We start from the raw sequence: 23,738 nt of genomic DNA, 5'->3' as shown, positions 1-23,738 counted from the left end.
TTATTGGAGAATAAAAGTCTTTAACAAAAAAGTGAAACCAAAATCAAACGCTCCAAGACCATACCCGACAGCAACCGAGATTAGGATAACAACAATAGTAAAAGCAACAGTCTGAGACTTGGTTGGCCAATTAACATGCTTCATTTCACCTTGTGTTTCCTTTAAGTAATCAAATAATTTCATAGCTTTTAGTTAAAAACGCCCCCTCGGGCATTTGCACTACTCTACCGCTTATCACCCAGAAGGTCAATGTCTCTTTTATTTTGCCCTTAAAAACGCGCATATCCGCCTACTGAAAGAGTCGCGCGTTAATGGACGGGCGCGCGACATGATTTCGCCTAAATCATATGCTCGGCTCGCCAGCCTGCGCAATGTTTTTAAGAGCAAAATGTGGATATAGGGGCAAGAAAACAAAAAACCAAGGAGATTTCCTTGGTTTTTTGTCGGCTTTTTTAATTTTTTACCTAATCTCGTATGAGATGTTTACGTCAACCGAAATTTTGTTTTCTCCCTTTTCTATTCTAGGAGCAACGGCATCTGACTCTAAAGCACCACCCATACCCATCGTAGCCTTAGCGTAATAAATTGGGTACCCACCATTGTTTTCATTAAAGCTAACAACTCTTACCAATCTAACCCCGAGCTCTTTTGCCAAAATGTCCGCTTTTGTCTTCGCGTCATCGATGGCTTTCTTTCGAGCTTCTGCTTTTAGAGCGTCTTCGTCATCAATTGCAAAGTTTGGTCCAGAAATATCACTTACTGATAATTTACCCAAACCTTCAACAATCTTCCCCGTATCATCTGTGTTTCGTATTTTGACACTTATTGTTTCTGAAACTTCGTATCCAATAAGAACTTGTTTCCCTGGCTGACAGTTTCCAGCAACACACATTTCTGCTGAAGGTCTCTGGTAATCGTATTTAGGATAGGCGTTATAGTTGGTTGTCTTTATATCCTTATCTTGAACACCTGATTTTTTCAAGAAATCAACTGCTGCACTTATGCGAGTAGTGACGTCTTTTTGAGCAACATCCATTGTCTTTGCTTCCTTGGTTGCAGAAAAAGTAATAGTAGCAATATCTGGAACTGCAAAAACTTCTCCGTTTCCTGATACTGAAATTACGCTTCCTGGCTGAACTCCAGCACCAATGTATTTGTACTCCTTAAAAACCGACATTGTCTGACCCATTAAGTAAACAACAACTAAAACACCTGCTATTTGCCCTATTGAAAATAGACGTGTTTTTATTTTTTTCATCATCTCAACCTCATTTGTGTTATCCATAGTAATTTTTGTTAGATTATTAAATTAAAATTATTAAGCTGTTTCTCCGCTACCCGAAAGATAACGTTTCCACATTATAACGCCAAAAGCAAAAAGTGTCGTTGATGTAATCGCCGAAAGGATGCAGTAGAAGCAAAAAGCGTTAATAACAAAGGCTTGAAGGTAAAGAAAATAAATAGAAGCAATAAACCCAACTACAGATAAAGCAGAAAATAATTTAATTAACTCTACTTTTTTAGTCTCAAAATAAAACAAAGCGATTAGAATAATGGTGAGGTAATAAAGTATCCCTATAACCGAAAGTGGAACACCCAAAATTACTGCGTACGGGCTTTGAGCAACAGTATCGCACCCAGTAAAAACAAAACATGGAATTGGTCCGCCAAGAAAACGCTTCGCCGTAAGGTATACCGAATCTAAAAAGCCGATAAAACCAACAAGACCAATACCTAAAAGAAAAATATTAGGAATTACTTGTTGTTGTAGCTGTGATTGTTTGATTGAGAAGATCTCTAAAAGCTTCATAACTTTGTGGGTTTTGTATTTTTTTACCATTAATAAAAAATGTTGGAGTCGAATTCAATCCCATTCTAATAGAACTCTTGTAAGCATCGACTATCTTGTCCTTTAGTTCTTTTGAGTCTAGGTCAGCAGTAAACTTCGCAACATCTAAACCAAGCTCTTCTGCATAATCGATAAATATCTCACGTGCTTTTGGATTACTCCCCCAAGTTGTTTGGTTTTCAAAAAGCTTATCGTGCATCTGCCAAAATTTACCCTGCTTTCCTGCTGCTTCAGAGGCAACAGCCGAAAGAACAGAGGTTGGATGAATTTCAATCAAAGGAAAATGGCGATAGGAGAACTTAACTTTACCTTTAAAGTCTTCTTCAACTAGTTTTTTGACGATTGGATGATATAGCGCACATGCTGGACATTGGAAATCGCTATACTCAACTAGCTCTAATGTCGCTGTTTCGCTTCCCCTAACCCAATCATTAGCAGTAATTGCGCTTGTAGTTTCTGCCCCACCAGTTCCCGCTCCACCATTTTTTACAGACCAAACAATTCCCGCAGTTGCTCCAATAATTACAAACACCGTAATACCCCAAGTAATCACTTGTCTAATAATCCTACTATTTTCTTTCGCCTTATCGGCCTCACGGCGTTCTTCTTTTCGTGTTTTAGTCGGAACACTACCGATATTTTCTTCATTCATATTTGCAATAATAGCAAAATCAGAGATAAAAACAAAAACACCACATTTGTGGTGTTTTTGTTTATTTGTTTATCTTGAATTAGTTATGAACATCACACTTTCCACCTGCGCATGCTTCACAGCGAGATGACTCACAACGTGGACATCCAGAAAGCATTAGAAGTCCGCCAACGATTGCCAAGTTTTTCAAAACTGAAACCATCTGACCAGCGTCACCAGCAAACCATCCCTTAAGATGGAAGAAATAAGTTGCAACAACCGTAAAACCTATTAAAGCCCAGGCTGCACAGCGCTTACCCCAAGAGCCAATAACAAGAAGGACTCCAGCAATCACTTCAAGCAAGCCAGCTGCCCATGCCAAAAATAATGGGTATGGTAGTCCGGCACTTGCGATGTAACCTGCTGTACCTTCAATACCAGTCAACTTCCCGTAACCGGCGTAAATAAATAGCGCTGCGATAAATACACGAATCGCAACCTTACAGAAACAGTGCCCTTTTCCACACATACCTTCACATTTTCCTTCCATCATATGTTTGTTTAATTACTAATTATTAATTTGTTTCAAGGGATATTATACCAAGAGCGAAAAAACAGCGCCACATATAAGTAGGCACCATTTTACAAAAGCATTCTCACTAAACGGAGGTCTTCAAAAGAATATTTACCTTTAAACTTTTCAAAGACGGGAGTTAGTTTCCAGTCGTCGCTTTTTTTAAACTCTTTTTTTATTTCAGATAAATTTTTCCTCACCAACGAAGAAAGAATTCCTTCAATATCTTTATTTAAAATCTTTTTTTCTCCATGTAATTTTTCAACGTGAGAAAGAATTGTCGCTTCTGTTAATTTGCGTTTTTTTGCAATTTCTTTGAGACTCTCTCCTTTTTTAAAACACTCGAGTGTTTCTTCATACGTTGATGGTCCTTTCTTTTTCCGCGCCTTACCGCCGAAAATGGCGCTCTCCCTTTTTACAGCTCCGACAAATTTTCCCCCACAAGCGTCAATAAAATTTTTATGCATCTTTAAAAGCTCATCTTTTGGAATTTTTTCAAAACCATCAACAGCCTCGTCTGACAAAAATCTAAACGATTCATCTTTATCCAAAATTTCAGGGTGCACCTGAAAAGTACGGGCATTCCAACCAATAAGGTGTAGCCCGGAAAGTCTTCTCACTCGAGAAAGAGCAACATATCCTTGCCCAAACTCGAAAACAGAAGATAAGTCCATTACAGCCGCGTCTAAGCTCATTCCTTGGCTTTTGTGCACTGTAATCGCCCAAGCGAGCCTAAGTGGCACTTGTGTAATCCTTGCTCTTATAACCCCGTTTTCTTCAACAGCCCATTCAAGTGGCGCTGTTTCAATGGTTGCCCCGTTTACAGTTTTAACAAGAGGGTGTCCACTCGTACTTCCAAACCCAACAACCGTACCAAGCGTGCCATTAACAAATCCTTCTCTTGGATTATTTTTTGTGAACATTACAGAAGCGCCAACCTTAAGGGTTAATTTTTCTGGAGATAAGCATCCTTTTATGAGACCGGCGACTAATGCTGGCGCTCCTTGCGACGCCATTTCAAAAACCCGTATTTCACTTTCTATTTTCGAAAGAGTGTCATCGTTCACACGATCAACATCAGCGTTATGTGAAAAAAGTTTTGGGATACCCGCTGGGGCAGAGGTATGTGCAATTTTTCTTTTTTCAATATGAACCATATGGTCCTCATTAAAATCATTTGTTCGAATGGAAGATAAAATAGAAAGAAAAATTTTGTCGTCCTGTCTGTGTTGTTCCGTGAGGTAGCAAACAATCGGCTTCGCCCGTTCCCACGCCGAAGAGTCACAAGCAAAGCGTGCGACTGGGGACTCCATAAGCGTATCTTGATAATTATCTCCCCTCTCTGTTTTAACTATTGGTGGAAGCTGAAAAAAATCTCCGACAAAAACAACCTGTAAACCGCCAAACGGTTCTGCGTTTTGTTTAACTTCACGACAGACTGCATCAACCATTGTTAATGTCTCAGCCGAAAGCATCGAAACTTCGTCGATAATCAAAATCTTTGTTCGACGAAGACGCTTACTTACATATTCACTCCCTGCAATTTTATCCAAATCATATTTATCAAGTTTGTTTTTTATTCCAATACCGCTCCATGAGTGGATAGTCATTCCTCCGATATGTGTGGCAGCGATTCCGGTTGAGGCAGTAATCGCCGGCTCAATATTATATGAGTGTAAATAGTTCACGTATTCATTCACAGTGTGAGTCTTACCGCTCCCAGGCTCACCAGTCAAGAAAACATTCGCTCCGGTCTTCAAAATATTAAGCGCCTCGTCTTGAGTCATAGAAACAGATTATAACAGAACGCTTTGTATTGCCTGATACAACTTTAGTTTCCCTTAAACTCCTCCCTAACCTCCATCCAAAGTTTACCGAGATGATTTTCTCCATCCTTATTTGGTCCCCAACCCCAATATGCATCACGCCACGAATCCTCAATAAGCTCTTTGTCCCCTGATTCCAATAATTTCTTCTTTACGTACGGATGCTGTTCGACTTTTGCTCTCAAAATATCTTTCATGATTGAAAGTTTAACTTCACTCCAATCTTTTCGGCGCTTGTCATTATTGGTTTTCGTAAATTTAAGAGCCTCATGCGCCGAACGTGTGTTTCTTACTTGATCCTTCATTTCCTCGTTTTCAAATTTTTCCGAATGATATGCATGTTCCGAGGTTGGATAAAGTTTCCCTTTCCACTCTATGGCGAAAGATGAAAAATTGGAAAACACGTAAAACTCGTGTTCGTAAAAAAATATTTGTTTTTCTGTGTCGTTCCCGTGCATATTAAAAATATATAAATTATCTATTAATTTTTATTTTTCACACTCAAAACTAAATTTTGGAAAAGCGAAGCGACGGTCAATGGCCCCACCCCGCCTGGCACTGGCGTTATAGCCTTAACTATATTTTTGACCGCCTCAAAATCTACATCACCAACAAGTTTACCATCCACTTTGTTTATCCCGACATCAATAACTACCTGCCCGGATGAAACGTGTTTTTTGCCGATGAGTTTCGGCTTTCCTGTGGCAACAATTAATATCTCGGTATTTTTTGTTTCAGTTGCCAAGTTTTTGGTTCCCGAATGGCAGACGGTCACCGTCGCGCCATTGTTTATCAAAAGAAGCGCCAATGGTTTTCCTAGCCAAGGAGAACGACCAACAACAACTATCTTTTTTCCACGAATAGAGACTTTGTAATATTCAAAAAGCGAAACAATCCCTTTTGGTGTTGCTGGAAGAAAACCACTTTCGTCGTTTGTAATTAGTTTCTTTAAATTTACTGAAGTTAAACCGTCAACATCTTTTTTGGGAGAAATGGATTCAATAATATTAAACGAGTTTAATTGCTTCGGTAATGGTAATTGAACAATAATTCCAGAAACTTTTTTATCAATATTACATTTCAAAACAACAGAGAGTAGTTTCTTTTCTGTAATATTTTCTTTAAATTTCAGATGTGTCACTTTCGCACCAATTCGTTCCCCAAAAATCTTTTTTTGTTTTATGTATGAGTCAGAATCAGCGCGACTGCCAATCTGAATAATCACCAACTGTGGTTTTGTTTTAAATCTTTTTACTTCGCGCGACAAAAAATCCACTATTTCATCGCGCACAATTTTACCGTCTAAGATCTTAACCATTAACCCAGTGTCGCCATAAACACAAAAACCGTCAAGTTATGGATTGAATTTGGGGTGCCTATCGGGATTTGGGGTCAAGTTTCTAAGCTCGCAGACTCGCTAAGAACTTTCTCCCCGGACTCGCCGACAAGCACTCGCTTCGCTCGTCTTGTGTACTGGCTCCGTCTTTCAAATCCCGATAGGCACTCCCTAAATATAGTCACCGAACGCATACGCGTTCGTCTCGTTATTTTGGGGTGCCTATCGGGATTTGAACCCGAACTGAGAGTTCCACAAACTCTAGTGCTAACCATTACACTATAGGCACCATATATCAGTCGCTTTATTTATATGTAGGCGACTGCTCAGTTATACCAGAATTTTTGTTCGAAAGTCTAGCGAGCGCGTAAAGAAGTGAGGATAACCGATTTAAATAAGCGAGTGTTTGTTCTCCAACTTTTACCTCTCCCTCTTCAACAACCGCCACCACTCTCCTCTCAGCTCTCCTTGATAAGGTACGCGCAAAGTCAAAACTAGAGGCAAGCTCTGTCCCTCCTGAAACAAAAAAAGTTTTTATTGGAGGTAGTTCTTTTTCAATCCCGTCAATAATCTCCTCAACTTCTTTTACTTTTTCTTCGTCAATTGTTTTGTCTGACCCAGCAAGTTCTGCCTGTACGATAAAAAGATTTTGTTGGACTCTATTTATTATTTCCTCGGTTTTTAAATCCCTCGAAAGCACCTTGCAAACACCAAGAAAAGAATTAATTTCATCAAGCGTTCCGAGAGCCTCAGCGATAGCCGAACTCTTAGACATTTTTTGGTCACAGCCAAATGTTCCAGTCATCCCTTTGTCTCCTTTTCGTGTGTACAACATAAGACAATCGTATCATCTTAGAGATAGGTTGACGAAATAATAATTTAATCGTAAAGTTCGACTAGTTTAACTCTTTGAGAAAGGTAGGTGTCTCGTGCAAAACAACCATATTGCCGCTTGTCAGTTCCTTAAAACGGGACAGCAAAGCGACTGTCGTTGCGAAGAAGAGGTTCTGCACTACATGAGCCTCACAATGATTTCGTTTGGTCTTTTCCTTGTCGAACTCCTTGGTGGCATTTTCTTTGGAAGCTTGGCTCTCATTTCCGACTCGTTCCACGTGCTTGTGGATGGGTCCGAGAGCTTCGTTTCCATGATTGTGTCCAAGCGCGCCAGGACAAGTACGGACGAGAAAATGCTTCGCCGGCGTGGCGGGTACCTCAGTGCAATTCTGCTTATCGGCGTCGCTCTATGGATCATCGTCATCGAAGCTCCGGACCGAGTGGCAAACCCGCACGAAATACAGGTGGGGTACATGATCATGCTTGGCTTTGTTGGTCTTGTTGCGAATCTTTTTATGTACTTCATGCACATCAACGCGCACGAGGAACATAAAAACGAAACGCATTGGTGGCAAGAGCTCCATATCGTTGTCGACACCGGCGCAAGCGTGCTTGTCATATTTGGCGGTATCGCTATCTGGATGACTGGGGTTACCATCATTGATCCGATACTTTCGTTCTTTTTGGGTGGACTCATTCTCTTCATCGCCCTGCGCCGACTCCTAGTCAAACCAAGCACTGGTCATGACCATTGTGGGCACGACCACTATCACCACCACTAGCTAGGCCTCGTGGAAAAAACCCTGCGATAACATCAAAGGGTTTTTTTAACTAAAAGCTATAAAATGGAAAAATATTAAACATGGGTGTATACTCTTCGCCAGCTGAAAAAAGGTTCATTCGATAAGAAAAGGAGATGCATAATGATCAAAAGAACGAAACACGGGAGAGTCTCTAGGGGCAGTGAGCACGGAGAATTACCATGCAAAGAATGTCTTGAATCAACCACTGGAAAGGAGGTAGTGCTAGTCTTCTACCCGAAAGACATTCACGCCGAACGGCATCACACAAAATGTTTCTTGGACGAAAATCCGCACTTCAAGGCTCGTTACGATATTGTTATGGCGACAATGGCGATAACCGGCGTATCCGAGCCATCATTCCAAAGGAGCTGTAATTTGTGCGGCTTCTCGACAAAAGGAGAAGATATCATCGTCTTCGCTGCCTCAATTTCAGGAGAGGTATATAAACGAAAACTGTTCGCCCACCTCTCCTGCTTCATGGGAACAAATGTCGTACGACATGCGCCAGACGTCCGTATCGGCAGAGAGTAAGAAGTTCCTTTTGAGTAAGGACCCCGTAAGGGGTCCTTTGTTTTTTGTATAAAAAAAAGGGGGGGGCTCGACTAAGAACATTTTTACTCGTCGTCTCTCGTAAAAATTTCTTAGCCATGTCCATTATTGTGTTTTTGGGTCACAGATAATTTTCTGCTGAAAATTTTCGCGAAGTCCATCGGTGGTTGATGGACACCTGTGGACGGCCCGGCTCGGTCCGTCGACCTCCGCCTCACAAAGCTAAAAACATGCTATCCCTAGCATGTTTTCTTAACGCTTTGTGCCCAAGGGGGGGGACTCGGTCACGAGTTACTAATTCGCTTCGCTCATAAGTACTCTCGACCCCACCTCGTGATTTCAAAAAGTAAGGAGGAAAACTTTTTGAAATATCACTCCGGCTTTCGATTCCCCTAGACCAAAAATAAAAACCGGCACGAAGCCGGATTATATTTTTGGTGCCCAGGGGGGGACTCGAACCCCCATGCCTTGCGGCGCTACCACCTCAAGGTAGTAAGTCTACCAATTTCTCCACCTGGGCATATTTCCCCCATTAAAGAGAGGAGCTCACTTTCGTGAGCTCCTTCATCTTACTCTGACTTAGTTTCTGTTTCAACTACTTCTGCTTCTGTTTCTTTTCCAATTGGAATACCTTTATACAATTCGCTTCTCATTTTTCTCTTAATTTCTTTTGCTGCTTTTTCGCGAACATAATACAATTTTGCTCGTCTAACTTTTGCTCGACGAATGATTTCTACCTTATCGATAGACGGAGAATAAAGTGGAAAAATTTTCTCAACACCAACACCACTTGCAACGCGACGAACTGTAAACATAGAGCCTGACTCAAGTCCGTGTTTACGCGATAAAATTATACCCTCAAAACCTTGAAGGCGAGTCTTGCCATCTTTTTCTTTGATTTTAGTCCACACACGAACAGTGTCGCCCGCGCGGATATCTAGCTTCTTTCTTGCCTCCACATCTACTGGAGAAAGTTTTACATTCATAGTTGCCATAACGAAAGGTAATCTAACACACGAAATGATACTATGCAACAGATTTAATAGCCCCCTCGAAATCTGTCGGTACAGGAGCTTCTACTGTACTGTTTTTCCCGGATGGCAGTAAAAAGCTTATGTCCCGAGCATGTAGAGCTGGCCTGTCAAAAGAAAGCCCTCCCCCTAGCTTCCCTGCATATAAATTGTCACAAACAATTGGGTGTCCTATCGCTTTAAGGTGCACCCTAATTTGGTGAGTTCGTCCTGTTTTTGGAAATAATTCAAGTAGTGAATATTTTTTTATCTCTCCTCCAACTTTTTTCTCAATATGTCCGACGGTTTTGTATGTGGTCACAGCCTGACGCAAATCACCCTTAGCTCCACGCGAGGCAGACCTCTTTCTAAAATCAGCAGAGCTTCTTCCAATTGGTCTATCAATAACACCGCGTTCGTTTTTTACAGAACCATGAACTACAGCGATATATGTTTTCTTTATACTTCGCTCTCTAAACTGTTTTTTTAAAAATCTGTAAGCGTGGGTATTTTTAGCGATAATAAGCACACCGGTTGTGTCTTTATCTAAACGATGAACGATGCCTGGGCGATTTATTATTTTTATAGAACCATCTTTACTGTGAAATCGTGCTGGCTCACCAATCTCTTTCATTTCTGGGCGTGTTTTTAGAATCCAATCTGAGATGGTTTTATCTTTTGTTCGTCCATCTCCATGCACCATAATCCCCGCCGGCTTATTTATCACCAGAACATCCTCGTCTTCATATAAAATTTTAGGGGCAGCCATTTATTTTCCAAGTCTCCTTTCGCGGGAAACATATTCGGTTAGTATTTTATAAAATTCTTTTTTCGTTAAAGCAGGCCAATTTGTTTTAGTGAAAAAAAGTTCACTATAAACACCTTGCCAAGGCAAGAAACCAGAAAGCCTAACCTCACCACTTGTTCGAATGATTAGGTCTGGATCTGGAATATCTTTTGTAAAAAGAAAAGAAGAGAACATTTTCTCGTCCAATTTCTGTATCGCTGATACACCCTTCTCCTTAACAAGTTTTTTAATGGCAGAAATTATCTCGGATCTTCCACTGTACGAAACCGCAAGTCCTATTGTTTGGTTCTTTGCAAACTTTGCGGTTTCTTCTTCAAGTTTTCTTGCCGCCATAACAATATCCCTTGGAAATCTATCTAAGTCCCCTAAGAAAACAATACGTGCTTTTTCTTTTTTTAATTCTTCCGCCTCTTCTATAACCATTCTCCTAAAGAGCGCGAGGAGAAAATCAACTTCGTGCTTTTTTCTCTCCCAATTTTCTGTTGAAAAAGCAAAGGCGATTACATTTTTTACACCCGCTTCTCTTGCCCATTTAGCAAAATCCTTCAACTTCTCATAGCCAGCGTGGTGCCCTTCGTAAACAGCAAGATTCTTAGCCTTAGCCCATCTGCGATTGCCGTCCATAATAATACCAACGGTCTTGGGTGCTTTTGTTTTTGAAAAAATGTTATTCATTTCCGTAATACACTATCTTGAAATCAGAAAATTCACCAGTCGCATCTAACCACTTGGCTTCAACATTATCAACACGAGAAAGTATTGAGCCACTTCTTAATAATAGCAATAATTGCTCTAGCTTGCTGTGTTCCCCCTCAGCTACTACAACTACTGACCCATCTCTTTTGTTCTCTACAGTACCACCCAACCCTAAAGCAGATGCTTTCCTTTGCGTAAAATCACGAAACATTACGAGCTGGACCCGCCCGGTAATCCTGCATTCTAAGCGTTCTTTCATTTGTGAAATTATAGACGGGATTAAATACAGAGCAAGTTTTCTCTAAGCAAATTGATTTATCTTGCAAGATACGGTACCCTAAATTTGTTTAGGACGGTTAGCTCAGTTGGTGGAGGGAAAAGTTGCACTTTTCCCGTTTACAAAAAGTGTTTCGTTTATTGGTGGGCGGTTAGCTCAGTTGGTAGAGCAACTCGTTTACACCGAGAAGGTCACAGGTTCGAGTCCTGTACCGCCCACCAATAAACTAAGCCCTTCGAGAAGGTCACGGGTTAACGCGCCGTCGCGCTCCAGCTGGCACCAAATAAAAACACTCGCTTAAGCTCTTTGGTGGTCACGCATAATTTCTTGCTAGAAATTTGCTCGACCCCGCCTCGCGCCGTCGCGCTCCGGCTGGCACCAAATAAAAACACTCGCTTAAGCGAGTATTTTTATTTGGTGCCCCCGGGAGGAATCGAACCTCCATTAACGGCTTAGAAGTCCGCAGTTCTATCCATTGAACTACAGGGGCAAGCACTCAACGACTCTACCCTGTCTAAAGAGAAGGGTCAACAATTTTTGGTGGTGACTTTAAAAGATCCTGAAGTCCAGCCTCCCTTTTTTCAATAACACCCGCAGCCTTCTCAACCTTTCCTTTATCAAGTCGAGCAATTGAATCAGTCGACAATTCAGATACAGGGAGAAGCTCTCTTTTGTTTATAGAAAAAAAGAAAATGGTCGTCGTTATTAATATTAATATATTAATAAGAATAAAAAATATAAGCATTAGGTTCCAATCTCTGGTCGCCCGAAGCTCGATTCTTTCTGGGTCACGGTCAAACCAACGAAGAATTCTCTCTAGTCTGTTTTTGGTTTTTTGTTTGTAAATTGATAATTCCATAAATAAATTTTACTTATTAAGAAACCCTTTTAGAACTATAGAGAACTCAGCGTTCCATTTTGTCTCCTTTGGTGAAATATCTTTTACACTTTCTTTACTAATATTAAATCTATTAATAACAACCTCAAACGGTAAAGATTCAAGCAAGGAAGCTAAGTGAAAAAGCTGAGAAAAAGTTCCACTACTAGTGAAATCAACCTTTAAAGAGCTTACACTTTCAACTTCCACGGTCGAAATTTTTACGGGCGCGCTTGCTTCAACCCCAAGCGCTTCTATTTGCTCAATAAAACGAACGATGTCGCGGTTGGTAATAAAATACAAATCAAGCTTAGCTCTCTCTTTTGAAAGACTGTCGAGAGTTCTTTTTAGGTAAGAAGTTTCTTTTTGTCCTTCAGAATATTTAGCCAATTCGTTAACTGCTCTTTGTATATCTTTTTCTTTATTTTGCATCGTATAAACAACGGCCCCACATACTGAAAAAACCAAGATATTCAACCCAATCATCAATCCTAGTATTTGTTTGGTTTTTCTTCCTTTTATCATTTTATTTTAAGGTTGCAGAAATTATAAAATCTAAGTTTTTTTCTTTAACCAAACTTCCGACAGGTAAATCAATTTTAGAAAAAATTTGTGCACTCTCAAGGGCTTTAACAAAAGAAAGTGCTTTGTCTCTACTCAAGGCGACACCACTAATTGAAACGTTACCGCTATTTTGAGCTGCGTCGTAAGAAATTCTCTGTATGTACACGCCATCAACTTTTTTTGAAACAACAACTGAAACAATCTCCACAACACTACGTTTTTGAACCGGAGAAAGTATTACCGAAACACGGTCATTTAAATCTCGTACAGCAAGTTCTGTCTCAGCGTCGCGACGCTCAAGAGAAAGATGTTTCGCCACATCAAGACTATCTAATACTGTTTTATATTTACTCTCAAATAAAATATAAGTTGGCAAAGACAACAGAATGGCAATGGCTCCAGTACACAACAAGAGAAGGAAGAAAACGACCAAAAGCCTCCGTCGATATTCTTCGGTAATCTGTATTTTTTCTTCTTTTGGAATTAAGTTAATCATGTCCCCAAAAACCACCCAAGGCCAAGCCAACTGCGGTGGCATAACGAAGTGAGTCATTAAATTCTATCTCTGGAATAAAACCGTCTCTATAATCAACGTTAGTCCAAATATTAGCGCGCTCAACAGGGACCTTAAGACTTGCAGAAAGATAATCTGTTAACCCAAGTAAGTTAGCATCCCCTCCGCAAAGAATTATTTTTTCAATCTTCTCTTTGTCTTTTCCACCACCCTCTTTGTATGTATGCCAATAGACATAGTGTTTATTTATTTCATCGCGCAAAACAGAGATTGGTCCAATAAGAGCCTGAAAGAGGTCATTCTTGCCAGCACTTTTTCTAATCCCTTTCTCCCTCTTCATTAACTCTGCTTCTTCGGGAGATACCTTGAAGCTCTTTTCAATTGCTTCGTTAAGTGAGTGCCCCCCCACAACATCGAGTGTTGAAGTAAACATCAGCACACCTTCACTCACAACGGATATTCCAGTTCTGGTTTCGCCAAAATCAACCACCATGTAAGTTCTTTTGTCTTTTCTTTTTATAACTGCCCTCGCGATAGCTTGCGCTTCAATTTCAAAAACAAGGGGTGTTAAATTAGTTCCCTCAAACAAATCAAAGTAGTTTTGAGCCACTCCTTTTGGTAAAACAGAAACTTCAATATCATAACCACTTTCGTCCTCGCTGATTATTTCATAATCAAAAACAACTTCGCTCGCCTTGAGTGGAACATAGTTTTCAAGTTGAAGATCGATACTCCCTCTTAATTCTCTCAATCTAACTCGTGGTACTTTCATGCGGAATAAGTAAGCTTCTTCTTCAGAAAGTGAAACATTAGTAAAAGAAAATTTTTGTTCTGTCCCTATGACACGGAGCACTTCTTTCATTCCAGAAATATCTTTAAGCTTCCCTGCCTCCATTAATCCTTTGTGAACTTTCTTTTCGCCGTAGCGTCCAATAGAGAAATGACTACCTTTTCTTTCTAGTTCCAAAAAGCGAATTGATTGATCAGAAATATCAAGGCCGATAGCCGGCATAGCCATGTACTCTGGAACAGGAAAGAACTTTTCGAGTGCGTTCATTTGTTAATATTATACGGCACAAACTTCTTTTAGAAAACGTAGATAACAAGAACAACCAAAAGAATAGCAAAAATTATTGCCGCAATATTAAAATAGCGATAAACAAGACTTCCGATTTTTTCTCCAAATGTTTTGAATAGATATGCCACAACAAAAAATCTCATACCTCGACCAATGAACGAAGCAACAATAAACGTAAGTAAATTTATTTTAAAAAAACCAGCAGCTATTGTGAAAACCTTGTAAGGAATCGGTGTAAAAGCCGCGAGAAATATAGCCAAAAAAGCATTACCAGAAAAAAGCTGTTCAACTTGATGAAAGGCATCTTCGGCGTGATAAAAAGAAATTAGTGGGGCTCCGATTAAACTAAAGAAAGAATATCCTATCAAGTACCCAAATAACCCCCCGACCACACTTGCTCCAGTTGTGATAAGTGCGAGCCTAAACCAACTTGCGCCTTTTTTTGCAATCAATATCGCGGAAAGAAAAAGATCTGGTGGAATAGGGAAAAAAGATGATTCAGCAAAAGAAATACCGGCAAGCCACCACGGAGCGCTTTCTTTTGAGCTATGGTGCATGGTCCACCTGTGAAGCTTATCGCGAGTATTATCAAAAAAATCTCTCATGGTTTAGGCAACCTTTGTTCCTGGAGTAACCTTAACTCCTGGTTCTATAGTCGTAAGCATATCTTCACCAACAGCATATAAAATCATTCCTTGGCTCTCAATTCCCCGGATTGTACGTGTCTCTAAGTTGGAGAGTATTGGCACCTGCTTCCCCACCAAAACAGCTGGGTCAGAATAATGTGAAGCAATACCCGACAAAATAGTGCGCGGTGCTTCTTCCCCTAAATCAACGGAGAATTTTATTAGTTTATCCGCATCGGGAACTTTCTCAGCTGAAAGAATTGTGCCAATTTTTATTTCTAGTTTTTTGAAATCATCAATATTTATCATAATTTTTAATTCTAAGTTTTTAATTTTTAAACAATGTTTTAATGCAGTCTTTTTTGAATTAAGTCATTTGGATTATTTATTTTGAAATTTAAAATTTGGAATTACCTGCATTTCTCTTATCCAAATACCTTTGTAAAATTAATGTCGCCGCGGCAGCATCAATATCCTTACCCTTTTGTCTCCCTTGCTCAAAAAAAGAAATTCTGTGTGCTTCAACCGAAGTCAGATACTCTTGTTCAAAAAAAACCGGCAGTCCTGTTTCTTTTTGAATGACGCCAGCAAATTCACGCACGGCAACCATTATTTCATTTTCTTTTCCTTTGTCGTCGCGTGACTCACCAATGACAACCCCCGAGACACTATTTTCGTCACATATTTTTTTCAACTCCTCTATTATGGTTTTTCCATTAAGAACAACCTTAAAAGGAAAAGCTAAGCTGTGAGTTTCGTCGGAAAGAGCCAGACCAATCCGCTTCCCACCATAATCAATTCCTAAAAGTCGCATAAAGGTATCTTACTTCAAAAAACAAACTCTGCCGAGAGATAATTGCCAGCTTGAGCATTTTTGCTATGATAGGCCTACTTCGGTTTAATAACTGATTTTAACGGATGGGTGGCTGAGTGGTCTAAAGCACTAGTCTTGAAAACTAGCGTACCGCAAGGTACCGTGAGTTCGAATCTCACCCCATCCGCAAATTGAAGCGCAGCGAAAAGCTGCGGATGGGAGCGAGCAAACTGCTTTGCTCGCGTGTGAGATTCGAAAAGCACAGCCTTATTTTTGTTTTGCGAAGCAAAGGCAAAAATGGCGAGCTGGGGTCGAGAGAAATTTCCGCCAGGAAATTTACTCGTGACCGAATCTCACCCCTCGCTTAAATAGTAGCAACAATGAACAACTACAACATTAAAGCTTCGCCAATATCAGGAAAAGGGGTCTTCTCCACCAGACCAATATTAGAAAACGAAAGTATCGGCCTTTCTTTTGTTCACCAAAATAATACTGGTAATCCTGACCATGATTACGCACGAACAGAGTTGGGGAAGTTCGCTAATCACAGCAATACCCCAAATATGCAGTTAGCAGTCACTGGTAAAAATATATATTTTATAGCAACTAAAAACATAGAGTCTGGTGAAGAACTCACGGTCAACTATCATACGTTCCCATGGGAAGGAAAACGTGAATTTTAAACCACAAAGGTTTCTTTCTTCTCCCGTTCATGCTAATTTTTCCTTAGCTTAACGTACCTTCTTAAATCGAAAGGAGTAACCGTGAATATCTTGTCGACATACGCAAACCGCCCTGACCTGAACTGGTTTCAAAAGCTATCGTTTATCATTGACGACGGTATCAGGCAAAACCAGCACGCCCGAGCGCTGTACCGCTGGGGATTCTTTTTACCCACAAAAGTAAGGTTCGTTCTAGACCAAATGTGGGTGAATTTTGGTGTACTCCCTCTGTTTTTCCTTCTGCTGTGCTGGGAAATCTCCCGCTTCATTTTTCCGAACAGAAACTGGCACACCCAAGTGACTGTGCTTACCCTGTTCACGGCGACCATCATCGCAACGGAAGTGTTTCTGCCGTATTTTGGATGGGGACTCCTTCTGATGTTTTGCGAGTTCTTCTTTGGTTTTTGGTTCCTAGACCTCATGCAAAACTATGACAACGCTCTTCGTAGAGAGATAGCTGATCATAAGTAAGAGCCTCCCACAAAAAAAGCCACCTTCGCGGTGGCTTTTTCTTTAACCTGGTGTGTTATGAAGTTTTTATGCATAGCGCCAATAGGCGCTTCCCCTTTACGTTGGAGTTCGTCTTTCTATAATTTTTTCAAAAAGTGCCTTCTTCATGCCTATTATAACTAGGCAATAAATTTATTTGTTACGAAACACTTAAAGTTTGACGGGAATGTTTAAACACCTGCAAAGACCCTAGAATATTGCGTACCTCAACCACTAGAAGAAACAGTGCCACGAGCAATGTTGCTTTCACCGCAAGCTCTGTGTTTGAAACCGCAGAAAACCAAAACTGGTATTGTCTTACAAAATCAAAATTCTTTGGGGTATTCTCAATCACATGCTGGATAGAAACCAAAACACTTAGTGCTCCCGCTGAAACAACAAGAAAAACCAACGGGAAAAGCGGTGAGTTTAAAATTCTCCTTGTTTTGTAGATGAAGTGAACTCTCCACATTACCTTTTCTTTAATTTTATTTATTTGTTCCATATTTTTTAAACTACGTTTCGAATGATTCATTTATTTTCTTAAGTTCTTTTTTGGCTCGATGCATTCTCGCTCGCACGACACCTTCTGTCACCCCTTCTTTCTCTGCAATCTCTTGATAAGAAAGATCGTCAACAGTGTGCCATGTCACGGTGCGCCTTAACGTCTCCGAAAGTCGTGACACTAAAGACATTAAATGGTCTGTGGAAAGCTTTTTATCAATATACGAAAGGTCTATCGGGTCGGCAATCACTTCGGCAAGTTCTGGGTCAAGCGCAACAAAAACTTCTTTTTCTCTTTTGTTCTTCTTTAAAAGCGTGAGGCAGGTGTTAACAAGGATTTTATACGCCCATGACTTAAAGGTTGCTCCAGGGACTTCTTTAAAACGCGATGCGTTTGCGTATATTTTTACAAAAGCTTCTTGCACAGCATCTTCCGCATTTTCTTCGTTACGGAGCATCATATTCGCTTTTCGAAGTAGTGCTGTCTGATATCGATCGACTATTTCTGCAAAATAGCTGGGGTTTTCAATAGACCGATACAGTATTTCTTCATCAGAAAGTACCCCTTCTATTTCTTCTACTTCACTTAATGCCATGTCCGTATTATACAACACGGAAGAGCGCGACAGTCGAAGTCCGCCCCACCGCCATTTATTTCGTTTTCGACCTTTCATTTATTAAAACCTAAAAACTCCCCAAAAAGTTACATTGCAAATTCTAAATTCCTTGTCTTCTGTTATAATATTTAGATGATTGCTCCTCAAAAAATTTCTTGGATTGCAACAGAGTACGAACACAACCATAAAGATCCTGATTGGTTTTGGGCTCTTTGGATTGTAGCTGTTTCAGGAAGTGTTGCAGCTTTCATCTATGGAAATGTTTTATTTTCATTTCTTATCCTTCTCTCCGCTTTTGCCATAGCAACACACGCAAACAAAAAACCTTCGCCGATTCTTTTTGAAATTAGCGAGAAAGGAGTACGTTCTGGTGGAGTTTTATATCCATACGAAAACCTTGAGGCTTTTTGTATTTCAGACGACTCAATCAACAAAAAATTACTACTTCAATCAACGCGCCTTCTTATGCCACTTCTTGTAATTCCACTTGGGGATACCAACCAAGAAAATGTAGTTAACTTACTAAAAGAGTTTTTGGAGGAAAAAACATTACATGAACCGATAGCTCAAAAAATTTTCGAGAATTTTGGTTTTTAGGTAAAAATTAGACAAGTAATGGCGATTTTGCCTGTTGTATGTTATATCTTATGTGTTAAATAGAGTTTGCCCTCGTCGTTCAATGGATAGGATTCAAGTTTGCGGTACTTGTGATGCAGGTTCGATTCCTGCCGAGGGCACATGAAAATATAAAGTGGTCACATATACTTATGTGACCACTTTATATTTTTACTATCTTGTCTCGGCAGGAACCGAACCGCGGGCCGCAACTCGCGAAGAGCGAGTGTAGGTTTCGAGCATAGCAATGCGAGAGGCGATTACTGATTATGTCCGAGAAACTACTTCGAACAAAGCGAAATAAAAATTTAGTAACTCGTGACCGATGAACTAATATGTCTTCAAAATTATTCGTGACCGATCCCCCCTCTTTTTTTCCTCCCTCCCTACCCCTGTGTCTTTACCCACTCCATATATCCTCCTTCTAGATTATAAACATCTCCAAAATCAAGTGCCTCTAACATTTGTGCCGCTCGAGAAGAGCGCCCGCCTGAACGACAGTAAAGAACGTATGTTTTTTCTTTATCTAATTGTTCAATATCCTCATCAGACATTTCCCCTATCTCGATATTTATTGCTCCAGGAATATGCCCGTCTAAAAACTCATCTTCTGTTCGTACGTCAAGAAGCGTCGCTCCTTGAGCCAACACCTCAGCAACTTCTTCTGGTTTAATATTTTTCATATTTTAAAAAACGGGGAGCCTGTCGGTAATGACAGGCACCTGTAGACGGCTCTTAGTCTCCGTTTTGTTACTTCTTCTGAATTGCGACTGTAAGTCGAGACTTTTTACGAGCAGCGGTATTTTTCTTTATAACTCCACGCTTAGCTGCTTTGTCGATAGCTTTATAAGCAGCCGAGAGCTTGCTTAGAGCCTCCTCTTTTTTACCAACAACAACAAGCTTCTTCACGTCTTTGACGATATCTTTCATTGCTCTTTGGCGACGGTCATTAAATACCTTCTTTCGCTTAGAAACGCGAATCGCTTTTTTTGCTCCTTTGGTAATTGCCATAAATAATTTAGTTTTAGCCGTTAGTTTCCAGTCCGTACCAAAAACAAAGCTAGTTCCGAGATACTACCAAGTCTGTATAAAAAAGGCAACCGCTCTTTTGCTGGTGCCTCATAGGTCTGATAGACTAAATTTATGGAAAGACAATCTATAGATAAAGCGATGGTTACAACCGCATTTGAGCTTACTAATTATAAAATTATAAAAAATTTGGGCATAAGTCGCGGGATTATTGTGCGCTCCCGCTCTATTGTTGGCACGATAGGCGCCGGACTCCAAACATTATGGGGTGGTAACATATCTTTGCTTTCGGCTCTATGTGAAAATACAAGAAAGGATTCTTTTGAACTTATGTGCCGACACGCAGAAGAATTGGGGGCAAACGCTGTTGTTGGTATGCGCTATGACGCAACAGACATAATGGGTGGAGTAACAGAAGTTCTTTGCTATGGCACAGCTGTTTTTGTAGAACCAAAATAATATGATTTCTCAACTAGAGGGAATGGTGGTTTTTTCTGGAGATCGATACGTTGTTATCGATGTTTCTGGTGTTGGCTATAAAGTAAACGCCACAATGGAAACATTAAGAAAAATAGGTAAATCAAAAAGTGCAGTCCGAGTTTGGACATATCTTGCAGTACGAGAAAATGCCCTTGATTTATATGGTTTTGAAGAACAAGGTGAACTTGAGTTTTTTGAGCTTTTGTTAACTGTTTCTGGTATTGGACCAAAATCAGCTATCGCCATAATGAACGTTGCTCCGACTGAAAGTATCCGTAAAGCTATTTCAACTGGTGAGGCCTCGTATCTAACAAAAATCTCAGGTATCGGCAGAAAAACTGCAGAAAAAATTGTCCTTGAACTTCGAGACAAATTAGGAGCTTGGACAGATGTTGGGTCACCAGAACTACAAGAGGAATCTGATGCTGTGGAAGCCCTTCAATCTCTTGGCTATTCACAACACGAAGCTAGAAGTGCTCTTAAAAAAGTTTCTCACGAAGTTTCTGGCACTGGAAAACGGGTAAAGGAAGCCTTAAAAATTTTAGGGAACATAAAATAAAAATGCTTGATAAAATTCTTCGCATAATTGAAAAATTTATACCAAAAAAGATTTATAGATTTTTCCAGCCTGCATATCACTTCTCTCTTTCTCTTTTGGGTGCAATTATTTATCGATTTCCTGGGAAAAAACTTTATGTCTTAACCATAACTGGCACCAAAGGAAAGACGAGTACTGTAGAGATTGTAAACGCTATTTTGGAAGAAGCTGGTTATTCCACAGCAATAATCTCTACTCTTCGTTTTAAGGTTGGCAAAAAAGAAGAGCGAAATCTTTTTAAAATGACAATGCCGGGAAGATTTTTTGTCCAAAAAATGTTACGTCGAGCAGTAAAAGCAAAATGTGATTATGCTTTAGTTGAAACAACTTCTGAAGGAGCCCGCTTCTTTAGACATAAGTTTATTTACCCAGACGGACTAATCTTTACCAACCTCTCCCCCGAGCACATTGAGTCTCATGGCTCGTTTGAAAATTACTTAAAAGCAAAACTTTCTATAGCAAGAGAGGTAGAGAGTTCACCAAAACAAAAAAAGGTTCTTATCGCAAATGGAGACGATAAATATGGTGATAATTTTTTAAACTTTAAAGTATCTAGCAAATCTAAGTTCTTCCTTGCCGACGCAGAGCCATTTAAACTTTACGAAAACGGTTTGGACTTCACTTTAGGTGGAGAGAAAATACACTCTCATCTTTCTGGGGAATTTAATCTCTATAATATTTTAGCCGCGATTAACTTTGCCAAGTCACAAAACATAAGCGAAGAGATTATTAAACGAGCTTTAGAAAAATTTAGTGGTATTAGGGGGCGCCTAGAAAAAATTGATGTGGGGCAAGATTTTGTTGTTGTTGTTGATTATGCCCACACAGCAGATTCTATGGAAAAAGTTTACCAAGTATTTCAGAATCATAAAAAAATCTGTGTCTTCGGAGCAACGGGTGGAGGGAGAGATAAATGGAAACGCCCAGAAATGGGACGTGTAGCCGACACTTATTGTGATGAAATAATTTTAACCGATGATGATTCGTATGACGAAAACCCAAGAGAAATCACGGAAGCCATCGCGGTAGGTATAAGAAACAAAAGACCAATCATTTTGACAAACCGCCGTGAAGCAATACGGGAAGGTCTTAAACATGCAAAAACAGGAGACGCTGTTTTAATCACTGGAAAAGGGACTGATCCATATTTAATGGGTCCAAACGGAACAAAGACGGAGTGGGATGATGCTTCTGTGGTGCGAGAAGAATTAGTTTCACTAAAGCGTTCGTAAATAAAACATATGCCAGAGCTCCCCGAAGTACAAACCACCGTTTCTGGTCTTTCTCGTGTATTACCAAAACAAACAATAAAAGATATTTGGACCGACTGGCCTAAAATGTTCCACCAATCCGCGAGTCCCACTCTCTCAAGTGGTGCCACTTTTTTAAATTTTAAAAAAGCTCTCGTTGGGGCAAAAATTATTTCTGTTTCTAGGCGCGGTAAAAACATAATTTTTATTCTTTCAAACGGAAAAGCTTTTATTGTGCATATGAGAATGACTGGTCACCTTCTGTATGGAAAATGGCAGATAGAAAATGGTAAATGGAGACCTGTAGACAAAAAGAGTCCCCTTAATGACCCTTTCAACAGATTCGCTCATGTCGTTTTGTCTTTGTCTTCTGGAAATAAAATTGTTTTTTCTGATACGCGAAAATTTGGACGTTTTGATTTAGAAAATTCTAAAAACATAGAAAACTCTCCACAACTTTCTCATCTAGGACCAGAACCATTGGAGAATAATTTCACTTTAAAAAAATTTACTGCACGTCTCGCTACCCGTCCTCGTGGGAAAATTAAACCTGTGCTCCTCGACCAGCGAACCGTTGCTGGTATTGGCAATATTTACTCAGATGAAATGCTTTGGCGCGCGGGCATCCACCCAGAATCACAGGTTTCAAAAATCAGTGCACCGAAAATAAACACGCTATACCTAGAAATGAAGAGGGTTCTAAAAAGCGGTATTTCTTTTGGTGGAGACTCTATGTCTGATTATAGAAATATCTTTGGCGAAAAAGGAAAATTTCAAGAAAAGCATAATGCCTATCGTCGTACAGGGGAAATGTGCAGTAAAAAAGAGTGTGATGGTATAATAAAAAGAAAGATGATTGGAGGAAGAAGTTCCCATTTTTGTCCTACTCATCAAAAACTTTTCAAATGAAACTAAGGAGTGATGCAATGATTATTGTTTTGATTATAGTGGCCTTATGGTTTATGTGGTTTTTTTCTGGTGGTCCTTCAAGAATGGAAGCTAGCAAAGGTCCTTTTCTGAGAGCCCCTTCCCCACTTGATACTGGCGAAATATACGGAACTCTTCCAGCATTAGATTTTAATTTCCGCCTTGGAACTAAAAATTTTGTTTCTTCAAACTATCGCACTTCAATCAAAACAAGTGGGTCATCACTTAAAGAATTTTCCCCATCAAAAGAATATTTGAATATTACAAACAAAAGCGATGCTATTCTAAACATTACAGGATGGCGCATAGTCACTGAAAACGGCACAGCAGCAACGATAGGTAGTGGTGTTAGCTTGTTTGTTTCCGGTGAAGTGCGCGAGGCATCAAACATAGTTCTAAGACCAGGAGAAACAGCACACATTATAAGTGGACAATCTCCAGTCGGAGTTTCATTCCGTCAAAATATTTGCAGTGGCTATCTCGCACAATTCCAGAAATTTGTTCCTCCTCTCTCTAAAAACTGCCCAGGAATTATTACCGCTGAAAACTTATCTCGCTATGCCCCACACCCAGCCTGCATTTCTTTTGTAAGTAATTTGCCCGTTTGCACAACTGTGACAAACGCCAGCCAAATCCCGGAAGGAGGTGGCCCAAACTGCAACACTTTCATTGAAGAACACGCTAGTTATAACGGTTGTGTATCCGACCATAATACAGATTCTAATTTCTATGAACCATCATGGATGGTCTATCTTGGTAGTAACCAAGAACTTTGGAAGAGCGGTGACGTTGTTCGAATCTTAGACCGCGAAGGAAAAACTGTTACAACAATCAATTAAAA

At 40.0% G+C, this 23,738-nt stretch carries 34 protein-coding genes and 6 tRNA genes; 13 read left to right on the top strand and 27 right to left on the bottom strand.

The annotated features are described in order from the left end of the window. The 10 genes from secE to WC724_03335 all read right to left on the bottom strand — a co-directional run bounded on the left by secE (position 1) and on the right by WC724_03335 (position 7,051). The gene (gene secE / locus WC724_03380; protein ID MFA6078029.1) at positions 1 to 183 is read right to left on the bottom strand and encodes a preprotein translocase subunit SecE; all 183 of its coding nucleotides are present in this window, start codon (positions 181 to 183) and stop codon (positions 1 to 3) included. A gap of 277 nt (positions 184 to 460) precedes the next feature. Continuing rightward, complete coding sequence (locus WC724_03375; protein MFA6078028.1) at positions 461 to 1,285, bottom strand: SIMPL domain-containing protein; 825 nt, start codon at positions 1,283 to 1,285, stop codon at positions 461 to 463. A gap of 33 nt (positions 1,286 to 1,318) precedes the next feature. Then, complete coding sequence (locus WC724_03370) at positions 1,319 to 1,810, bottom strand: vitamin K epoxide reductase family protein (GenBank protein ID MFA6078027.1); 492 nt, start codon at positions 1,808 to 1,810, stop codon at positions 1,319 to 1,321. Continuing rightward, positions 1,749 to 2,501 (bottom strand): thioredoxin domain-containing protein, encoded by a 753-nt coding sequence (locus tag WC724_03365; protein ID MFA6078026.1) that lies wholly within the window; start codon positions 2,499 to 2,501, stop codon positions 1,749 to 1,751. Before WC724_03365 ends, WC724_03370 begins: the two co-directional genes overlap by 62 nt. A 79-nt stretch (positions 2,502 to 2,580) precedes the next feature. After that, positions 2,581 to 3,033, bottom strand: a complete 453-nt coding sequence (locus WC724_03360) for a DoxX family protein (protein MFA6078025.1) — start codon at positions 3,031 to 3,033, stop codon at positions 2,581 to 2,583. An 89-nt stretch (positions 3,034 to 3,122) separates the two neighbouring features. Continuing rightward, on the bottom strand, positions 3,123 to 4,841 hold the full coding sequence (locus WC724_03355; protein MFA6078024.1) for a helix-turn-helix domain-containing protein: 1,719 nt from the start codon (positions 4,839 to 4,841) through the stop codon (positions 3,123 to 3,125). Positions 4,842 to 4,885: 44 nt separating this feature from the next. Next, positions 4,886 to 5,338, bottom strand: a complete 453-nt coding sequence (locus tag WC724_03350) for an NADAR family protein (protein MFA6078023.1) — start codon at positions 5,336 to 5,338, stop codon at positions 4,886 to 4,888. A 23-nt stretch (positions 5,339 to 5,361) separates the two neighbouring features. Beyond that, positions 5,362 to 6,198 carry a bifunctional 5,10-methylenetetrahydrofolate dehydrogenase/5,10-methenyltetrahydrofolate cyclohydrolase gene (locus tag WC724_03345; GenBank protein ID MFA6078022.1) on the bottom strand — a complete coding sequence of 279 codons (837 nt, stop codon included), beginning with the start codon at positions 6,196 to 6,198 and terminating at the stop codon, positions 5,362 to 5,364. 232 nt (positions 6,199 to 6,430) lie between these two features. Next, positions 6,431 to 6,505: transfer RNA gene (locus WC724_03340), tRNA-His, on the bottom strand. Positions 6,506 to 6,520: 15 nt separating this feature from the next. Continuing rightward, positions 6,521 to 7,051: a cob(I)yrinic acid a,c-diamide adenosyltransferase gene (locus WC724_03335; protein ID MFA6078021.1), complete on the bottom strand. Its 531-nt coding sequence runs from the start codon at positions 7,049 to 7,051 to the stop codon at positions 6,521 to 6,523. Positions 7,052 to 7,145: 94 nt separating this feature from the next. Here WC724_03335 and WC724_03330 point away from each other — a divergent pair, with 94 nt between their 5' ends. Both WC724_03330 and WC724_03325 read left to right on the top strand, forming a co-directional pair. Beyond that, on the top strand, positions 7,146 to 7,832 hold the full coding sequence (locus WC724_03330) for a cation diffusion facilitator family transporter (protein MFA6078020.1): 687 nt from the start codon (positions 7,146 to 7,148) through the stop codon (positions 7,830 to 7,832). Positions 7,833 to 7,973: 141 nt separating this feature from the next. Further along, positions 7,974 to 8,384 (top strand): hypothetical protein, encoded by a 411-nt coding sequence (locus tag WC724_03325; GenBank protein ID MFA6078019.1) that lies wholly within the window; start codon positions 7,974 to 7,976, stop codon positions 8,382 to 8,384. A 453-nt stretch (positions 8,385 to 8,837) separates the two neighbouring features. Here WC724_03325 and WC724_03320 read toward each other — a convergent pair. The 5 genes from WC724_03320 to WC724_03300 form a co-directional block, all read right to left on the bottom strand. Further along, a tRNA-Leu gene (locus WC724_03320) sits at positions 8,838 to 8,922 on the bottom strand. Positions 8,923 to 8,971: 49 nt separating this feature from the next. Next, complete coding sequence (gene rplS, locus WC724_03315) at positions 8,972 to 9,397, bottom strand: 50S ribosomal protein L19 (protein MFA6078018.1); 426 nt, start codon at positions 9,395 to 9,397, stop codon at positions 8,972 to 8,974. A gap of 31 nt (positions 9,398 to 9,428) precedes the next feature. Continuing rightward, positions 9,429 to 10,181, bottom strand: a complete 753-nt coding sequence (locus tag WC724_03310; protein ID MFA6078017.1) for an RluA family pseudouridine synthase — start codon at positions 10,179 to 10,181, stop codon at positions 9,429 to 9,431. Beyond that, positions 10,182 to 10,895, bottom strand: coding sequence for a polyprenyl diphosphate synthase (uppS, locus tag WC724_03305; protein ID MFA6078016.1), 714 nt, complete (start codon positions 10,893 to 10,895; stop codon positions 10,182 to 10,184). Beyond that, complete coding sequence (locus WC724_03300) at positions 10,888 to 11,175, bottom strand: acylphosphatase (protein MFA6078015.1); 288 nt, start codon at positions 11,173 to 11,175, stop codon at positions 10,888 to 10,890. The genes uppS and WC724_03300 overlap by 8 nt, the downstream gene beginning before the upstream one ends. A 163-nt stretch (positions 11,176 to 11,338) precedes the next feature. Here WC724_03300 and WC724_03295 point away from each other — a divergent pair. Further along, a tRNA-Val gene (locus tag WC724_03295) sits at positions 11,339 to 11,414 on the top strand. A 194-nt stretch (positions 11,415 to 11,608) separates the two neighbouring features. On the opposite strand, the gene WC724_03290 is transcribed toward WC724_03295, so the two are convergent. The 8 genes from WC724_03290 to ruvX all read right to left on the bottom strand — a co-directional run bounded on the left by WC724_03290 (position 11,609) and on the right by ruvX (position 15,666). Further along, positions 11,609 to 11,683, bottom strand: a tRNA-Arg gene (locus WC724_03290). A 24-nt stretch (positions 11,684 to 11,707) separates the two neighbouring features. Further along, a complete protein-coding gene (locus WC724_03285) occupies positions 11,708 to 12,052 on the bottom strand; it encodes a hypothetical protein (GenBank protein MFA6078014.1) in 345 nt (114 codons plus the stop codon). A 9-nt stretch (positions 12,053 to 12,061) separates the two neighbouring features. Next, the gene (locus WC724_03280) at positions 12,062 to 12,595 is read right to left on the bottom strand and encodes a hypothetical protein (protein ID MFA6078013.1); all 534 of its coding nucleotides are present in this window, start codon (positions 12,593 to 12,595) and stop codon (positions 12,062 to 12,064) included. A 1-nt stretch (position 12,596) separates the two neighbouring features. After that, positions 12,597 to 13,130 (bottom strand): PilN domain-containing protein, encoded by a 534-nt coding sequence (locus tag WC724_03275; protein ID MFA6078012.1) that lies wholly within the window; start codon positions 13,128 to 13,130, stop codon positions 12,597 to 12,599. Then, complete coding sequence (gene pilM, locus WC724_03270; protein ID MFA6078011.1) at positions 13,123 to 14,205, bottom strand: pilus assembly protein PilM; 1,083 nt, start codon at positions 14,203 to 14,205, stop codon at positions 13,123 to 13,125. Before pilM ends, WC724_03275 begins: the two co-directional genes overlap by 8 nt. Before the next feature lie 29 nt (positions 14,206 to 14,234). Next, complete coding sequence (locus tag WC724_03265) at positions 14,235 to 14,831, bottom strand: YqaA family protein (GenBank protein ID MFA6078010.1); 597 nt, start codon at positions 14,829 to 14,831, stop codon at positions 14,235 to 14,237. A gap of 3 nt (positions 14,832 to 14,834) precedes the next feature. Beyond that, positions 14,835 to 15,161: a hypothetical protein gene (locus WC724_03260; protein ID MFA6078009.1), complete on the bottom strand. Its 327-nt coding sequence runs from the start codon at positions 15,159 to 15,161 to the stop codon at positions 14,835 to 14,837. A gap of 88 nt (positions 15,162 to 15,249) precedes the next feature. Continuing rightward, on the bottom strand, positions 15,250 to 15,666 hold the full coding sequence (gene ruvX, locus WC724_03255; GenBank protein MFA6078008.1) for a Holliday junction resolvase RuvX: 417 nt from the start codon (positions 15,664 to 15,666) through the stop codon (positions 15,250 to 15,252). A gap of 102 nt (positions 15,667 to 15,768) precedes the next feature. Here ruvX and WC724_03250 point away from each other — a divergent pair. The 3 genes from WC724_03250 to WC724_03240 all read left to right on the top strand — a co-directional run bounded on the left by WC724_03250 (position 15,769) and on the right by WC724_03240 (position 16,859). Further along, positions 15,769 to 15,853, top strand: a tRNA-Ser gene (locus WC724_03250). Between the two features lie 193 nt (positions 15,854 to 16,046). Next, a complete protein-coding gene (locus tag WC724_03245; GenBank protein MFA6078007.1) occupies positions 16,047 to 16,349 on the top strand; it encodes an SET domain-containing protein-lysine N-methyltransferase in 303 nt (100 codons plus the stop codon). A gap of 90 nt (positions 16,350 to 16,439) precedes the next feature. After that, a complete protein-coding gene (locus WC724_03240) occupies positions 16,440 to 16,859 on the top strand; it encodes a hypothetical protein (GenBank protein MFA6078006.1) in 420 nt (139 codons plus the stop codon). A gap of 178 nt (positions 16,860 to 17,037) precedes the next feature. Here WC724_03240 and WC724_03235 read toward each other — a convergent pair whose 3' ends face one another. Beyond that, complete coding sequence (locus tag WC724_03235) at positions 17,038 to 17,382, bottom strand: hypothetical protein (GenBank protein ID MFA6078005.1); 345 nt, start codon at positions 17,380 to 17,382, stop codon at positions 17,038 to 17,040. Positions 17,383 to 17,392: 10 nt separating this feature from the next. Then, positions 17,393 to 17,977, bottom strand: a complete 585-nt coding sequence (locus WC724_03230) for an RNA polymerase sigma factor (GenBank protein MFA6078004.1) — start codon at positions 17,975 to 17,977, stop codon at positions 17,393 to 17,395. A gap of 153 nt (positions 17,978 to 18,130) precedes the next feature. On the opposite strand from WC724_03230, the gene WC724_03225 reads away from it, so the two are divergent. Both WC724_03225 and WC724_03220 read left to right on the top strand, forming a co-directional pair. After that, positions 18,131 to 18,595: a hypothetical protein gene (locus tag WC724_03225; GenBank protein MFA6078003.1), complete on the top strand. Its 465-nt coding sequence runs from the start codon at positions 18,131 to 18,133 to the stop codon at positions 18,593 to 18,595. Positions 18,596 to 18,663: 68 nt separating this feature from the next. Beyond that, positions 18,664 to 18,735, top strand: a tRNA-Arg gene (locus WC724_03220). Positions 18,736 to 18,999: 264 nt separating this feature from the next. Here the strand turns inward: WC724_03220 and WC724_03215 are convergent. Continuing rightward, on the bottom strand, positions 19,000 to 19,296 hold the full coding sequence (locus WC724_03215) for a rhodanese-like domain-containing protein (protein ID MFA6078002.1): 297 nt from the start codon (positions 19,294 to 19,296) through the stop codon (positions 19,000 to 19,002). A gap of 67 nt (positions 19,297 to 19,363) precedes the next feature. Continuing rightward, positions 19,364 to 19,624, bottom strand: a complete 261-nt coding sequence (rpsT, locus tag WC724_03210) for a 30S ribosomal protein S20 (GenBank protein ID MFA6078001.1) — start codon at positions 19,622 to 19,624, stop codon at positions 19,364 to 19,366. A gap of 132 nt (positions 19,625 to 19,756) precedes the next feature. On the opposite strand from rpsT, the gene WC724_03205 reads away from it, so the two are divergent. Genes WC724_03205 through WC724_03185 form a run of 5 tightly spaced genes read left to right on the top strand, consistent with a single transcriptional unit; the run spans position 19,757 to position 23,736 of the window. Further along, positions 19,757 to 20,101: a YbjQ family protein gene (locus tag WC724_03205; GenBank protein MFA6078000.1), complete on the top strand. Its 345-nt coding sequence runs from the start codon at positions 19,757 to 19,759 to the stop codon at positions 20,099 to 20,101. A gap of 1 nt (position 20,102) precedes the next feature. Continuing rightward, a complete protein-coding gene (gene ruvA / locus WC724_03200) occupies positions 20,103 to 20,681 on the top strand; it encodes a Holliday junction branch migration protein RuvA (protein ID MFA6077999.1) in 579 nt (192 codons plus the stop codon). A 2-nt stretch (positions 20,682 to 20,683) separates the two neighbouring features. Then, on the top strand, positions 20,684 to 21,952 hold the full coding sequence (gene murE / locus WC724_03195; protein ID MFA6077998.1) for a UDP-N-acetylmuramyl-tripeptide synthetase: 1,269 nt from the start codon (positions 20,684 to 20,686) through the stop codon (positions 21,950 to 21,952). 9 nt (positions 21,953 to 21,961) lie between these two features. Further along, the gene (gene mutM, locus WC724_03190) at positions 21,962 to 22,879 is read left to right on the top strand and encodes a bifunctional DNA-formamidopyrimidine glycosylase/DNA-(apurinic or apyrimidinic site) lyase (protein MFA6077997.1); all 918 of its coding nucleotides are present in this window, start codon (positions 21,962 to 21,964) and stop codon (positions 22,877 to 22,879) included. Further along, positions 22,876 to 23,736, top strand: coding sequence for a hypothetical protein (locus tag WC724_03185; GenBank protein MFA6077996.1), 861 nt, complete (start codon positions 22,876 to 22,878; stop codon positions 23,734 to 23,736). Before mutM ends, WC724_03185 begins: the two co-directional genes overlap by 4 nt. Positions 23,737 to 23,738: the final 2 nt, after the last annotated feature.

It is taken from the genome of Candidatus Paceibacterota bacterium (assembly GCA_041661305.1).
Classification (GTDB): domain Bacteria; phylum Patescibacteriota; class Minisyncoccia; order Phycocordibacterales; family VMEP01; genus VMEP01.
Note: the sequence above shows the minus strand (reverse complement) of the source record. Positions and strands in the feature narration are given on the sequence as shown.